9 protein-coding genes and 1 pseudogene are annotated in these 14,222 nt (G+C 53.1%); 5 read left to right on the forward strand and 5 right to left on the reverse strand.

Translation table 11 applies throughout. The features are described from left to right. Positions 1-102 precede the first annotated feature (102 nt). Complete coding sequence (gene dtpB, locus OGV71_RS06085; RefSeq protein ID WP_003023364.1) at positions 103-1,575, forward strand: dipeptide/tripeptide permease DtpB; 1,473 nt, start codon at positions 103-105, stop codon at positions 1,573-1,575. Between the two features lie 48 nt (positions 1,576-1,623). On the opposite strand, the gene OGV71_RS06090 is transcribed toward dtpB, so the two are convergent. Beyond that, positions 1,624-2,127, reverse strand: a complete 504-nt coding sequence (locus tag OGV71_RS06090; RefSeq protein WP_003023361.1) for an RrF2 family transcriptional regulator — start codon at positions 2,125-2,127, stop codon at positions 1,624-1,626. Between the two features lie 232 nt (positions 2,128-2,359). Between OGV71_RS06090 and OGV71_RS06095 the strand changes: the two are divergent. Continuing rightward, positions 2,360-3,559, forward strand: a pseudogene (locus tag OGV71_RS06095) (NAD(P)/FAD-dependent oxidoreductase). Positions 3,560-3,664: 105 nt separating this feature from the next. Here OGV71_RS06095 and rsmJ read toward each other — a convergent pair. Both rsmJ and prlC read right to left on the reverse strand, forming a co-directional pair. Then, positions 3,665-4,414 carry a 16S rRNA (guanine(1516)-N(2))-methyltransferase RsmJ gene (rsmJ, locus tag OGV71_RS06100; protein WP_003023353.1) on the reverse strand — a complete coding sequence of 250 codons (750 nt, stop codon included), beginning with the start codon at positions 4,412-4,414 and terminating at the stop codon, positions 3,665-3,667. Between the two features lie 8 nt (positions 4,415-4,422). Next, positions 4,423-6,465, reverse strand: coding sequence for an oligopeptidase A (gene prlC, locus OGV71_RS06105; protein ID WP_204583200.1), 2,043 nt, complete (start codon positions 6,463-6,465; stop codon positions 4,423-4,425). A 208-nt stretch (positions 6,466-6,673) separates the two neighbouring features. On the opposite strand from prlC, the gene OGV71_RS06110 reads away from it, so the two are divergent. Together OGV71_RS06110 and gorA are read left to right on the forward strand one after the other, a co-directional pair. After that, entirely contained in the window at positions 6,674-7,516 is an 843-nt protein-coding gene (locus OGV71_RS06110) for a 23S rRNA (adenine(2030)-N(6))-methyltransferase RlmJ (RefSeq protein ID WP_003023347.1), read from the forward strand. Positions 7,517-7,620: 104 nt separating this feature from the next. After that, on the forward strand, positions 7,621-8,973 hold the full coding sequence (gene gorA / locus OGV71_RS06115) for a glutathione-disulfide reductase (RefSeq protein ID WP_003837777.1): 1,353 nt from the start codon (positions 7,621-7,623) through the stop codon (positions 8,971-8,973). 41 nt (positions 8,974-9,014) lie between these two features. Here gorA and OGV71_RS06120 read toward each other — a convergent pair whose 3' ends face one another. Then, a complete protein-coding gene (locus OGV71_RS06120; protein ID WP_204583199.1) occupies positions 9,015-10,409 on the reverse strand; it encodes a cytochrome-c peroxidase in 1,395 nt (464 codons plus the stop codon). Positions 10,410-10,836: 427 nt separating this feature from the next. Between OGV71_RS06120 and OGV71_RS06125 the strand changes: the two genes are divergently transcribed. After that, positions 10,837-12,486, forward strand: a complete 1,650-nt coding sequence (locus OGV71_RS06125; protein WP_003023337.1) for an alpha,alpha-trehalase — start codon at positions 10,837-10,839, stop codon at positions 12,484-12,486. A gap of 27 nt (positions 12,487-12,513) precedes the next feature. Here the strand turns inward: OGV71_RS06125 and OGV71_RS06130 are convergent, their stop codons facing one another. Then, positions 12,514-14,103: an STY4199 family HEPN domain-containing protein gene (locus OGV71_RS06130; RefSeq protein WP_204584367.1), complete on the reverse strand. Its 1,590-nt coding sequence runs from the start codon at positions 14,101-14,103 to the stop codon at positions 12,514-12,516. Positions 14,104-14,222: the final 119 nt, after the last annotated feature.

Here is a 14,222-nt window from a genome sequence, read left to right on the forward strand (position 1 = left end):
CCTGCGGCCAATAACCGCAGTCTATAACAAAATAAGACTTTTTCGGCGCGTTTAAGCATACGCGTTCATACTTTTCGGGATGGCTTTGAAAGGCGATGGAATATGAATAAAACTGCACCTACGGGCTTGCTGCAGCAACCTCGTCCGTTCTTCATGATCTTCTTTGTGGAATTATGGGAACGATTTGGCTATTACGGCGTTCAGGGCATCCTGGCGGTATTTTTTGTTAAGCAGCTCGGTTTTTCGCAGGAACAGGCATTTGTCACCTTTGGTGCATTTGCCGCGCTGGTCTACGGCCTGATCTCGATCGGCGGCTACGTCGGCGACCATCTGTTAGGCACTAAGCGTACGCTGGTACTCGGCGCCATTGTGCTGGCGATCGGCTACTTCATGACCGGGATGTCACTGCTTAAGCCCGACCTGATTTTTATTGCTTTGGGTACCATTGCCGTCGGTAACGGGCTGTTTAAAGCCAACCCGGCAAGCCTGCTGTCAAAATGCTATCCACCGAAAGACGCCCGTCTGGACGGTGCTTTCACCCTGTTTTATATGTCGATTAACATCGGTTCACTGCTGTCGTTGTCGCTGGCACCGGTGATTGCCGATAAGTTTGGCTATGCGGTGACCTATAATCTGTGCGGGGCCGGGCTTATTGTCGCGCTGTTGGTCTACTTTGCCTGCCGTGGAATGGTGAAGAATATCGGTTCAGAGCCAGACCATAAGCCGCTGAATTTCCGTAATCTATTCTGCGTGCTGGCCGGAACGGTAGTGATGGTATTTATCTGCGCCTGGCTAATGCACAACGTGCAGATTGCCAACCTGGTGCTGATCGTCCTGTCGATTGCCGTGACGATCATCTTCTTCCGTCAGGCCTTCAAACTGGATAAAACCGGGCGCAACAAAATGTTTGTGGCCTTTATCCTGATGCTGGAAGCGGTGGTGTTCTACGTGCTGTACGCGCAGATGCCAACTTCGCTGAACTTCTTTGCTATCAATAACGTGCACCATGAAATTCTTGGTTTCGCCATCAACCCGGTAAGCTTCCAGGCGCTGAACCCGTTCTGGGTGGTACTGGCGAGTCCGGTACTAGCTGCAATCTATACCCGTCTGGGCAACAAAGGTAAAGACCTGACCATGCCGATGAAGTTTACGCTCGGTATGTTCCTGTGCTCGCTGGGTTTCCTGACCGCCGCTGCAGCCGGAATGTGGTTTGCCGATGCGCAGGGGCTGACGTCGCCGTGGTTTATCGTGCTGGTGTATCTGTTCCAGAGCCTGGGTGAACTGCTGATTAGCGCCCTGGGGCTGGCTATGGTCGCCGCTCTCGTGCCACAACACCTGATGGGCTTTATTCTCGGGATGTGGTTCCTGACCCAGGCAGCAGCCTTCCTGATGGGGGGTTATGTCGCGACGTTCACCGCCGTACCAGAGAACATCACCGACCCGCTGCAAACGCTGCCTATCTATACCAACGTCTTCAGTAAGATTGGTCTGGTGACCCTGGCCGTAACGGTTGTGATGGCGATTATGGTGCCATGGCTGAACCGCATGATTAATACGCCGAGCACCGAGCAATAACCTTCAGTGCCGGATGGCGGCTATTGCCCTATCCGGCATTTTCACTCACTATCCTTTACGCGCGTCTATCCACTCCTGCACTTCCACCACAAAGGTGTCCGGCGCTTTGCGGTACATTTTGCGCGCCAGGTCCAGAATCGTATGCTGACCGAGCGCTTCTTCCATCCGCTGCTGGGCCATGTCCATTACCGAACGCACACCACAAATGCCTTCACAGGCCCACTCTGGTGGATGCTCCTCAAATACCGCCAACCGCTGGCGAATTTCACGACATTCAAAGATGCGCTTATCACCATCAATAGCATTCACCACATCCAGCACAGTGATGTGTTCAGCAGGTTTAGCTAACTGGAAACCACCGCCCTTGCCTTCAATGCTGCGCACCAGACCCGCTTTGGACAGACGGGTGAAAATTTTTGCCAGATAGTCATATGGCACACTTTGCAGTTCGGCAATTTCCCGCACGCTCATATCCCGCGCGTCGCCCTTACTGTCGACCATACACATCAGGCTATGAATGCCGTACTCAACCCCAGAACTGTAGAATGCCATTCTCTTATCTCAGTCAAAATTAATCTGAGTTTATTGTAGCTTTTTCGTTTCACTCATTCCAGACAGCAAAGTAACCCCTCTTCACAATAAAAATTTAAATACATATTTATCAAATAGATAATAAAAAATCCTCACCCTTTGAGGCAAAAAGGATCTCAATCGCATTGCAATTCATAACTACGACAAATAAAATCCGAGTAAATAATTCGTAGTCACCAGTGAGAAAACTCCAATGCGTAAACAAATTCTGATCGTGGGCGCCGGCTTTGCCGGTATGTGGGCAGCATTAAGCGCCGCACGACTGGCGGATAAACATCAGCAGGCCATTGATATTACAGTAATTGCGCCACAGCCAGAGCTGCGTGTCCGCCCACGTTTTTATGAAAGCGCCGTTCATACGCTGGTCGCACCACTGCAACCGCTGTTTGACGTTACCGGCGTCAACTTCCTGCAAGGTCACGTCGAGCAAATCCTCCCGGACTCTAAAGAGGTGAGCTGGAAAGATGCCAACGGTGACATTCATCTGCGCCGCTACGACCGCCTGGTGCTTGCCAGCGGAAGTCACGTAAACCGCGACGCCGTCACCGGTGCCGCCGAGCACGCGTTTGACCTCGACTAACTTGAGAGCGCCGCCGTACTGGAGCAGCACATTAACGATCTGGCATTACAACCGGAAAGTGAGGCTCGCAATACGGTAGTGGTCTGCGGCGGCGGCTTTACCGGCATTGAAATGGCGCTGGAATTACCAGGTCGTTTGCGCGAAATATTGGGCGCTGATGCTAAGACCAGAGTTGTCGTAGTTGAACGCGGCGCTCAGCCGGGCGGACGCTGGAGCGAGGAATTACGTGACGTGATTATCGAAGCCTCTGCTGAACTGGGTGTCGAGTGGCTGGTCAATGCGGAAGTAGAGTGCGTGGATGCCTCTGGCGTCACGCTGAAAGATGGACAGGTGATTTCTTCCCAGACAGTTATCTGGACCGTCGGCGTACAGGCTAATAGCCTGACAGCACAGATTAACGCCCCGCGCGATCGCCAGGGCCGTCTGCATGTAAATGCCAATCTGCAGGTTGTGGGTCACGATGATATCTACGCCACTGGCGATGTAGCCTATGCCGCCACCGACGACAAAGGCAATCATGCGCTGATGACCTGCCAGCACGCCATCTTGCTGGGTAAATTCGCCGGTAATAATGCCGCGGCAGACCTGTTAAACATAACACCACTGCCATATCGTCAGGAAAACTACGTCACCTGCCTGGATCTCGGTGCCTGGGGTGCGGTGTATAGCGAAGGATGGGATCAGCAGGTGAAACTGACGCGTGCAGAAGCGAAGAAGCTGAAGGTGTCGATTGTCAGCGAGCTGATTTACCCGCCGAAGGCGGACCGCGCGGTAGCGTTTGAGATTGCCGATCCGCTGGCACCGTTTGTTTAACCCGTGATGCCGGATGCGGCTACCGCCTTATCCGGCCTACTAACGGCACTGAGCTGTAGACCCGATAAGCGTAGCGCCATCGGGCACTATTGCTAACCATCTGGCCTATGCCGTTCCCGCATAAATATCGAATCGATGCCCTTTAGTAACTACCGCGTTTGGCGTAGCGACATCCGCCAGCGGCGGCGCGTAGTCCGGACGCTTCACCACCACACGTTTGGTGGCTAACTGACGAGCAGGCTCCAGCAACCCATCCGCATCCAGATCCGGCCCCACCAGCGACTGAAACACGCGCATCTCTTTTTTCACCAGCGCGCTTTTCTGCTTATGTGGGAACATCGGGTCGAGGTACACCACCTGCGGGCGCGGCGTGATATCGGTTAACGCCGTCAGGCTCGACGCGTGAATCAACTGCAAACGCTCCTGCAGCCACGGACCGATTTCCGGGTCGGCATACCCGCGCGCCAGGCCATCGTCAAGCAGCGCAGCAACCACCGGATTACGTTCCAGCATTCGTACGCGACAGCCTACCGAGGCCAGTACAAACGCATCGCGCCCCAGCCCTGCGGTTGCATCGACCACATCCGGCAGGTAATCGCCTTTAATGCCGACCGCCTTCGCCACCGCTTCACCGCGGCCACCGCCAAACTTGCGCCGATGGGCCATCGCACCGCCGACAAAATCCACGAAGATACCGCCGAGCTTAGGTTCATCGCGTTTGCGCAGTTCCAGATGTGCTGTCGTCATCACCAGCGCCATCAGGTTATCTTCATCGTGTTCCAGTCCCCAGCGGGCGGCCAGAACAGATAAGGCGCCGTCTCCGGCGCCTGTTTCATCGACTAAGCAGATTTTCACGTGAATAATCAGCCTTTAATCCCGTAATGCTCCAGCATTGCATCCAGCTGTGGCTCGCGGCCACGGAAGCGCTTGAACAGTTCCATAGGCTCTTCAGAACCGCCACGGGTGAGGATATTATCGAGGAACGATTGTCCGGTTTGACGGTTGAAAATCCCTTCATCTTCGAAGCGAGAGAAGGCATCCGCCGCCAGTACGTCGGCCCACAGATAGCTGTAGTAACCCGCCGCGTAGCCACCAGCAAAAATGTGGCTGAAGGCATGCGGGAAGCGGCCCCAGGTTGGGCCCGGCACCACTGCGACCTGTTTTTTAATTTCCGCCAGCGTGTCGAGGATTTTAGCCCCTTGCTGCGGGTTAAATTCCGCGTGCAGACGGAAATCAAACAGACCGAACTCCAGTTGACGCAGAATAAACAGCGCCGCCTGGTAGTTTTTCGCCGCCAGCATTTTATCCAGCAGTTCCTTCGGCAGCGGTTCGCCAGTTTCATAATGGCCGGAGATAAACGCCAACGCTTCCGGCTCCCAACACCAGTTTTCCATAAACTGGCTCGGCAGTTCGACCGCATCCCATGGCACACCGTTGATACCGGAAACGCCCGCGGTTTCGATACGGGTCAGCATATGGTGCAGACCGTGGCCGAACTCGTGGAACAGGGTAATCACTTCATCGTGGGTAAACAGCGCGGGTTTGCCGTTCACCGGACGGTTAAAGTTACAGGTCAGGTAGGCAACCGGTTTTTGCAACGTGCCGTCACTTTTACGCATCTGGCCGACGCAGTCGTCCATCCACGCCCCGCCGCGTTTATGTTCACGGGCGTATAGATCGAGGTAGAAGCTGCCGCGCAGCTCGTTATTTTCGTCATACAGCTCGAAGAAACGAACTTCCGGATGCCAGACGTCAACATCGGTGCGCTCTTTGGCAATGATGCCATAAATACGTTTAACCACTTCAAACAGACCGTTAACGGCTTTGTTCTCCGGGAAATAAGGACGCAGTTGCTCGTCGCTGATACTGTAGAGATGCTGTTTTTGTTTCTCGCTGTAGTAAGCGATATCCCACGGCTGCAACTCATCAACACCAAATTCCGCTTTCGCGAAGGCGCGCAGTTGAGCCAGCTCTTTCTCCCCCTGCGGACGGGCGCGTTTCGCCAGATCGGTCAGGAAGTCGAGGACCTGCTGCGGGTTTTCCGCCATTTTGGTGGCCAGAGATTTAAAGGCGTAGCTTTCAAAGCCCAGCAGCTGTGCCAGTTCGTGGCGCAGCGCGAGGATCTCTTCCATTATCGGGCTGTTATCCCATTTGCCAGCGTTCGGCCCCTGGTCAGACGCGCGGGTGGAGTAAGCGCGATACATCTCTTCACGCAGTCCCTGGTTGTCACAGTAGGTCATCACCGGCAAGTAGCTTGGGATATCCAGCGTTAACAGATAGCCTTCCTGCTCTTTGGCTTCCGCCTGGGCCTTCGCCGCAGCCAGCGCGCTTTCCGGCATACCAGCCAGCTCGGCTTCATCGGTGACTAACTTCGTCCAGCCCATCGTGGCATCAAGGACGTTATTGCTGTACAAGTTGCCGAGTTCAGACAGACGGGTGGCGATTTCACCATAGCGCTGCTGTTTTTCCTTCGGCAGACCAATACCAGAAAGCTCAAAATCGCGCAGCGCGTTATCGACCGCTTTTTTCTGCGCGGTACTCAGGGTGGCGTAATGATCGCCATCACGCAGGTCGCGGTACGCTTTGTACAGGCCTTCATGTTGTCCAACCCAGGTGCTGTATTCAGACAGCAGCGGTAGCGTTTGTTCGTAGGCTTCGCGCAGTTCCGGGCTGTTTTTCACCGAGTTCAGGTGGCTAACAGGAGAGAAAATACGCCCCAGCACATCGTCAACTTCCGCCAACGGCTGGCAGAGATTTTCCCAGGTGTACGGCGCGCCCTGCGCAACCACGCGTTCAACGTTTTCGCGGCAATCGTTCAGCGCCTTAGTGACGGCAGGCACGACATGCTCAGGCTGAATTTTAGAAAACGGCGGCAGTTCGAAGGGAGTCAGCAATGGATTGGTCATTAGCGCGGTCCTGTTGAAAAGAGTGAATGAAGCGCGTATCCGGCGCTGTGCATATTAATTTGTACAATGGGGTTAAGTGTAGAGGATTTCAATGCTAACCGTGACGGAAAGACGCCCGGTGGTGCTGCGCTTACCGGGCCTACGGGTAATCTGTGCCGATCTGCTGTAAACTGTGGCAAATCGTCATTTCAGCGGAATTTCATTACCCATGCTCAGTTATCGCCACAGTTATCACGCAGGCAACCACGCCGACGTCCTGAAACACACCGTCCAGAGCCTGATCATTGAATCGCTCAAAGAGAAAGAAAAACCGTTTCTCTATCTGGACACCCATGCTGGTGCTGGCCGTTATCAGCTGAGCAGTGAGCATGCCGAACGTACCGGTGAATATCTGGAAGGGATCGCCCGTATCTGGCAGCAGGACGATTTGCCTGCCGAACTGGAACCCTACATTGGCGTGGTGCAACACTTCAACCGTAGCGGTCAGTTGCGCTACTACCCGGGCTCTCCGTTAATTGCTCGCCAGCTGCTGCGCGAACAGGATAGCCTGCAATTAACTGAACTGCACCCGAGTGATTTTCCTCTGCTGCGCGGCGAATTCCAGAAAGATGAGCGCGCACGCGTGGCCAAAGCCGATGGTTATCAGCAGCTGAAAGCAAAATTGCCACCGGTTTCACGTCGTGGGCTGATCCTTATCGATCCACCCTACGAAATCAAAAGCGACTACCAGGCGGTGGTCACCGGTATTAACGAAGGCTACAAGCGTTTCGCGACCGGCACCTATGCGCTGTGGTATCCGGTGGTTCTGCGCCAACAAATCAAGCGCATGATCCACGATCTCGAAGACACCGGCATCCGCAAAATTCTGCAAATTGAACTGGCAGTGCGCCCGGACAGCGATCAGCGCGGTATGACAGCGTCTGGCATGATTGTGATTAACCCGCCGTGGAAGCTGGAGCAGCAGATGAACAACGTTCTGCCGTGGTTGCACAGCAAACTGGTTCCGGCAGGAACCGGTCATACCTCGGTAAGCTGGATCGTGCCGGAGTAATCGCAGCCATCGGTGGAACCTTTTAATATCAGGTATACAATCGCGAATATTTTGGCGGATGGCGTAACGCTTCTCCGCCCTACAATGAACATGAAGGAGCGGTCATGACCAAGCACTATGATTACATCGCTATTGGCGGCGGCAGCGGCGGTATTGCCTCCATTAACCGTGCAGCAATGTACGGCCAGAAATGCGCACTCATTGAAGCCAAAGAGTTAGGCGGAACCTGCGTTAACGTGGGCTGCGTACCAAAGAAAGTGATGTGGCATGCCGCCCAGGTTCGTGAAGCGATCCACATGTACGGGCCGGATTACGGTTTCGACACCACCATCAATAAGTTCGACTGGGATAAACTGATCGCCACGCGTACCGCTTATATCGATCGTATTCATACCTCGTACGACAATGTGCTGGGCAAAAATAATGTCGATGTGATTAAAGGCTTTGCCCGCTTTGTGGATGCCAAAACCATTGAAGTGAACGGTGAAACCATTACTGCCGATCATATTTTGATTGCTACCGGTGGTCGCCCGAGCCATCCGAACATTCCGGGTGTGGAATACGGGATCGACTCCGATGGCTTCTTTGAGCTGCCCGCGCTGCCGAAGCGCGTTGCGGTCGTCGGCGCAGGTTACATCGCCGTTGAGCTGGCAGGCGTGATTAACGGCCTGGGTGCCCAAACGCATCTGTTCGTGCGTAAACACGCGCCGCTACGCAGCTTCGACCCGATGATCGTCGACACGCTGGTCGAGGTAATGAACGCCGAAGGCCCGACTCTGCATACTCACGCGATTCCGAAAGCGGTCGTTAAAAACGCTGACGGCAGCCTGACCCTGCAACTGGAAGATGGTCGTAGCGAAACGGTAGATTGCCTGATTTGGGCAATTGGTCGTGAACCAGCCACCGATAACTTCAACCTGGCAGTTACTGGCGTGAAAACCAACGAAAAAGGCTACATCGTCGTTGATAAATATCAGAACACCAGCGTGCCGGGAATTTATGCCGTCGGCGATAACACCGGTGCCGTTGAGCTGACGCCGGTTGCCGTTGCCGCGGGCCGTCGCCTGTCTGAGCGTCTGTTTAACAACAAACCGGACGAACATCTGGACTACAGCAATATCCCGACCGTGGTCTTCAGCCATCCGCCAATTGGCACCGTGGGCCTGACCGAGCAGCAGGCTCGTGAACAGCACGGCGATGACCAGGTGAAAGTGTATAAATCATCATTTACCGCGATGTATACCGCTGTCACTTCACATCGTCAGCCGTGCCGCATGAAGCTGGTTTGCGTCGGTCCGGAAGAGAAGATTGTCGGTATTCACGGTATTGGTTTTGGAATGGATGAAATGCTGCAAGGCTTCGCGGTCGCACTGAAAATGGGCGCAACCAAGAAAGACTTTGATAACACCGTTGCGATTCACCCAACGGCAGCAGAAGAGTTCGTTACCATGCGTTAATCAATAAAATACCGGATGGCGCTTTGCCATCCGGTTTTCTCTTATTTACCCTGCATATACGGCGTATACACCCCGTTCAGACTCTCAAGAAACGCCACGATATCGTCGATATCTTCCTGCGGCAGTTCTTTACCCACCTGATAGCGCAGCATCAGTTTGACCGCGCCATCAAGCGTTGGCACATCACCGCGATGGAAATAAGGTGCCGTCAGCGCAACATTACGCAAGCCAGGGACTTTTTGACGCAGCTTGTCACGTAGTTCATTAGTGACGTTCATGCGGCCAATATCTGCGGCAGTGACCTCGCCGAAATTAAAGTCCTTTTTCAAACCCAATGGCTCAAATGAACGCCCGCCTAAAATAATACCGCCATGACAGGTCGCGCACTTATTATCTTTAAACAACTGATAGCCATGTTTCTGCTGGGCGGTTAACGCCGCTTCATCACCGCGTAGCCATTTATCAAACGGCGAATTTGGCGTAATTAGCGTTTTCTCAAACTCAGCAATCGCATCGGTAATATTATCTCCGCTGAATCCCTGCGGATAAACCGCGATAAACTCTTGTTTGAGTTGCGGATCCTTATCCAGTTTCTGGATAATTTCATCCCAGGATTTAGACGCCATCTCGATAGGGTTCAACGGCGGGCCGCCTGCCTGCGCCTGCAATGTTGGTGCTCGACCATCCCAGAATTGTTCCACGTTGAAGACAGAGTTAAATACCGTCGGCGCGTTGATAGGACCAACCGCGCCGCCTACGCCGATTGACGTTTTGCGACCATCTACGCCCCCCGCATTCAGGGCATGGCAGTGCGCGCAAGAAATCGTGCTGTCACCGGAAATACGCGGGTCGTGGTAAAGCGTAAAGCCCAGCGCCACTTTACGGGCATCGGTCGGAATGCTTTCCGGTATCGGCTGCACAGGCTCGTTACGATGCTGCGCGGCGGTATCGTTACTGGCATAATACTGCTCGCGCTGTTTCGCAATCCAGCCCAGGATCTCTGCTCGCTCTGTATCGCTTACCTTGCCAGCCCAGTGCAGTGCGGTATAACGCGTCGGCGGCATGGTGTCGTACTGCATCACCCATTCAATTTTATTCAGATCGCTTTGCGAAACGGGTTTATTTGCGACCAGCGCCGCACGAACGGCCTCAAGATTGAATGATTTGTATCCCAGTTGAATATCGTAATTCATCAACTGCTTAGCGACAGGAAAAGAAGAATAGAAAGGTAATTCAGCTGAAGGCGTGTGACAATAATCGCATCCTTTTTCGCGTAAAAAACCTAATACTTTATTATTTTCTTCCAGCGTAGAGGCCCGAACATCTGCCTGTTTACTACGTTGATTATCGTGATACCACACATAACCGGATAATCCAAAATAACAAATCACGACGCCAGCTATGGCTATCGCGGTAAGACGGGTAATGATTTTCATTATTTTACCCTCACCGTTGTGAGTTATTGTGACCCAGAAAAATTAGAATAATGAGTGCATAGTCTTTATCAGACTTAACCATCATAGAAAGTAAGGGATTTATTATTTTGATAAGTATCAAGCAATTACATGGGGGATAACTATCGATAGAATAGCCTGTGCCTATTACGGAGATAAGCCGTTATGGTTTTCCGTTCACAACTCGTTGCAATCGAATGTTCTGAAAATGAAATATCTTCAGGTCACGCAGAATTATGAATTCTTCATTATATTCATTGGGATAGTCTTATTTTCTAAATAATATGCAGCACTAAAATGTGATCAACCGCACGCTTTACTCACCAGACACCGAAGCGAATGTCTACGCTTAACTGACGACCGGGCAATAGCCTTAATCTTTCAACGTCCATCGGAGGTCTTTCTCATTATGCTCAACCAGAAACTACCCCACGCCCCTTCAGAAGAAATGACGATCGATATCGATCTGCTTTATGAAATGGATCCGTGCGAGTTAAAGCTGGATGAAATGATTGAGGCAGAGCCAGAGCCGGAGATGATTGCAGGGTTACCCGCGTCAGATGCGTTAACCCCCGCCGATCGTTACCTCGAGCTGTTTGAACACGTCCAGTCATCCAAACTATTTGCTGATAGCAAAACCTTCCCTGATTGTGCGCCCAAAATGGACCCACTGGACATTTTGATCCGCTATCGCAAAGTTAAACGCCACCGCGACTTTGATCTGCGACGTTTCGTCGAGAACCATTTCTGGCTACCGGAAACGCCCTCCAGTGAATATGTGTCCGATCCGGCAAGCTCGCTGAAAGAGCATATCGATCAACTGTGGCCTGTGCTGACGCGCGAGCCGCAGGATCATATTCCCTGGTCCTCGCTGCTGGCGTTACCGCAATCATATATTGTGCCCGGCGGACGTTTTAGCGAAACCTACTACTGGGATTCCTACTTTACCATGCTGGGTCTGGCAGAGAGCGGTCGCGAAGATCTGCTGAAATGTATGGCGGATAACTTTGCCTGGATGATTGAAAACTATGGTCATATCCCCAACGGTAACCGTACCTACTACCTGAGCCGTTCGCAGCCACCGGTCTTTGCGCTGATGGTGGAACTGTTTGAAGAGGATGGCGTGCGCGGCGCGCGTCGCTACCTTGAACATCTAAAAATGGAATACGCATTCTGGATGGATGGCGCCGATTCCCTGGTGCTCAACCAGGCCTACCGTCACGTGATCAGAATGTCGGACGGCTCTCTGCTCAACCGCTATTGGGACGATCGTGATACGCCGCGCGATGAGTCATGGCTTGAAGACGTTGAGACCGCCAAGCATTCAGGTCGCCCGCCCAATGAGGTGTATCGGGATTTGCGCGCGGGTGCAGCCTCTGGTTGGGATTATTCCTCGCGCTGGCTACGCGATGCAGGCCGCCTTGCCAGCATACGCACCACGCAGTTCATCCCGATTGATCTGAATGCCTTCCTCTACAAGCTGGAAAGCACTATCGCCAATATTTCCGCGCTGAAAGGCGACAAAGAAACGGAAGCGCTGTTTCGCCAGAAAGCCAGTGACCGTCGCGATGCGGTAAACCGCTATCTGTGGGACGATGAAAACGGCTGCTATCGCGATTACGACTGGCGGCGCGAACAAATGGCCCTGTTCTCTGCCGCCAGTATTGTGCCGCTGTATGTCGGTATGGCAACACATGAACAAGCCGACCGGCTTGCTAACGCGGTTCGCAGTCGCCTGCTCACGCCCGGTGGGATTTTAGCAACCGAGCATGAAACTGGGGAACAGTGGGATAAACCCAACGGCTGGGCGCCGCTGCAGTGGATGGCGATTCAGGGCTTCAAACTGTACGGTGACGACCATCTCGGGGATGAAATCGCCCGTAACTGGTTGAAAACGGTGAATCTCTTTTATCAGGAACACCACAAACTGATCGAAAAATACCATATAGCCGACGCAGCGCCGCGCGAAGGCGGCGGCGGGGAATATCCGTTGCAGGACGGCTTTGGCTGGACCAATGGCGTGGTGCGCCGACTCATCGGTTTGTATGGCGAACCCTAGCGGTTAACAGTCTGAATCATCAGGTTGTCAGTTAATCGCATCGTACAGCTCGGCGTGAATTTTCTGCCATTTCTTGTTCTCAGGGCTTGGCTGGGCGCGAACACGCAGCTCGGCCTGCTCAAGATCATATTGCTGACGCGCAACGACCGCAGGCACCGAACAAAAACTTTGCAGATAACTTTTATGTAGCGATGTGAGCGACGCTCCATTTGACATCGCATGGCTGAGCGTAGTCATAAACTGTCGGCATGGTTTGCTTTCATCCATCTGCGAAGGGTAACGCAGCAGCAGTCTCAACACCTCGGTATTGCCCGCTGAGAACGCCTGCTCCGTCCACGCCAGCTTCCAGTCCATCCCACCCTGCAGGAACAGTGACGTCACGCGGGTGTCATTGCGATCGATAGCCGCCCGCATGTTAAAGGCATCCCAGGTGATACCCATTCGGGTCACCGCCTCCCGTGCGCTGGGGGCGTCACGTCGCGGATCCTCTTGCACAATTTCAACGGATTGTCCGGATGACGCCTGTGGCGCTGGCGAAGTGAATAACCAGAACGCACCCAGCGAAATCGCCAGCACCATCACGCCGACCGCTACCCACAACATGCCGGAAATCAGCTGTTCACGTTCTTCCGCCGAGCGTTTGGCCCGCTTCTCCGGCGGATCAATACTGTCTGCAATTTCATGCTTATCGCCTCCCGCTTGCTCGTCTTTTTGCTTTGCCGTTTCCCAAAACTGGCGGACCATGGACTCATCAGATTCCAGATACGACGCAGGATTAATGCGCGTACGCCGTTCTTCAAATGCCCGTTGCACAGGATGAGTTATCTGCCGGTACTGGTAGTCCAGCAACAGCAATTGTACTGACGTCAGCGGCTGCTGCGCGATAACGCAGTTACGAGCCAGGCGGCAATCATCCAAAAACATGCGTAGCGTGATGCGCGGCTCAACAAACGACATCAGCACCGAGGTATCGTTAAAAATCTGCGTAAAGTGGCGAACGAATAATTTCTTATCGACGACCATCAGTGCCAGCTCGCTAAACATCATACCGTCCAGCGCATCTCGTCCTTCGCCTAACTTTAGCCAGCGACGCAGACGTTCACCGCCAAAGTGCTGTTTCAGGAAGCTGTTGAGAGGATGCTGATCCGGCCATACCCGCGCAATCAGGGATTTGAGGGTTAATTCTATTGCGCGAAGTTGACGCTGCGCCCGCATCTGAGCATCCGGCTCTACAGGTGCAATTTCGGTTTGATACTTCAGGATGGGCTGTTGCTGGCGCAATTGTTCCAGAGAGGCCACAAAGCGCAGCGCTGAAATCAGCTGGTTTTCACTGACATCCTGGCCATTTTCATATTGGGGTACACTCTGTTGAAGATGGCGTAGCCGCAGAGTGAACTGGCTCAATTGCGCATCATTCATCTGCAACCGTCTGGCGACAGCCCCCCAGCCGCCCAGATTCAGTCGTGCCTGATCCAGTTGTTCGAGAAACCACCGAGGGTCTTTGCCTTCTGTGACATGTACGCCTAACAGCAGTAATATTTCTGTCGACGCCTGACGGATAATCCCCAGACAATGTTCAAAGGGTGTACACGTCGCTTGTAACGCGCTATTGGTCATCATCTTCCCTAAAAGGACCCAAAACGTGCGGCCTCATCATGGTATGTAATTATCTTTTTTAAACGCAACGTTGTGCCGATGTAGACTAAAACACATTCATATAGCAAATAAATAAGTTT

Origin of the sequence: Citrobacter sp. Cf088, assembly GCF_030334295.1 — a bacterium.
In the GTDB taxonomy this organism is placed as follows: Bacteria; Pseudomonadota; Gammaproteobacteria; order Enterobacterales; family Enterobacteriaceae; genus Citrobacter; species Citrobacter freundii.

Coding starts and splice junctions, on each gene's coding strand:
- dtpB (WP_003023364.1), top strand. CDS start 103: ATGAATAAAACTGCACCTACGGGCTTGCTGCAGCAACCTCGTCCGTTC.
- OGV71_RS06090 (WP_003023361.1), bottom strand. CDS start 2,127: ATGGCATTCTACAGTTCTGGGGTTGAGTACGGCATTCATAGCCTGATG.
- prlC (WP_204583200.1), bottom strand. CDS start 6,465: ATGACCAATCCATTGCTGACTCCCTTCGAACTGCCGCCGTTTTCTAAA.
- OGV71_RS06110 (WP_003023347.1), top strand. CDS start 6,674: ATGCTCAGTTATCGCCACAGTTATCACGCAGGCAACCACGCCGACGTC.
- gorA (WP_003837777.1), top strand. CDS start 7,621: ATGACCAAGCACTATGATTACATCGCTATTGGCGGCGGCAGCGGCGGT.
- OGV71_RS06120 (WP_204583199.1), bottom strand. CDS start 10,409: ATGAAAATCATTACCCGTCTTACCGCGATAGCCATAGCTGGCGTCGTG.
- OGV71_RS06125 (WP_003023337.1), top strand. CDS start 10,837: ATGCTCAACCAGAAACTACCCCACGCCCCTTCAGAAGAAATGACGATC.
- OGV71_RS06130 (WP_204584367.1), bottom strand. CDS start 14,103: ATGACCAATAGCGCGTTACAAGCGACGTGTACACCCTTTGAACATTGT.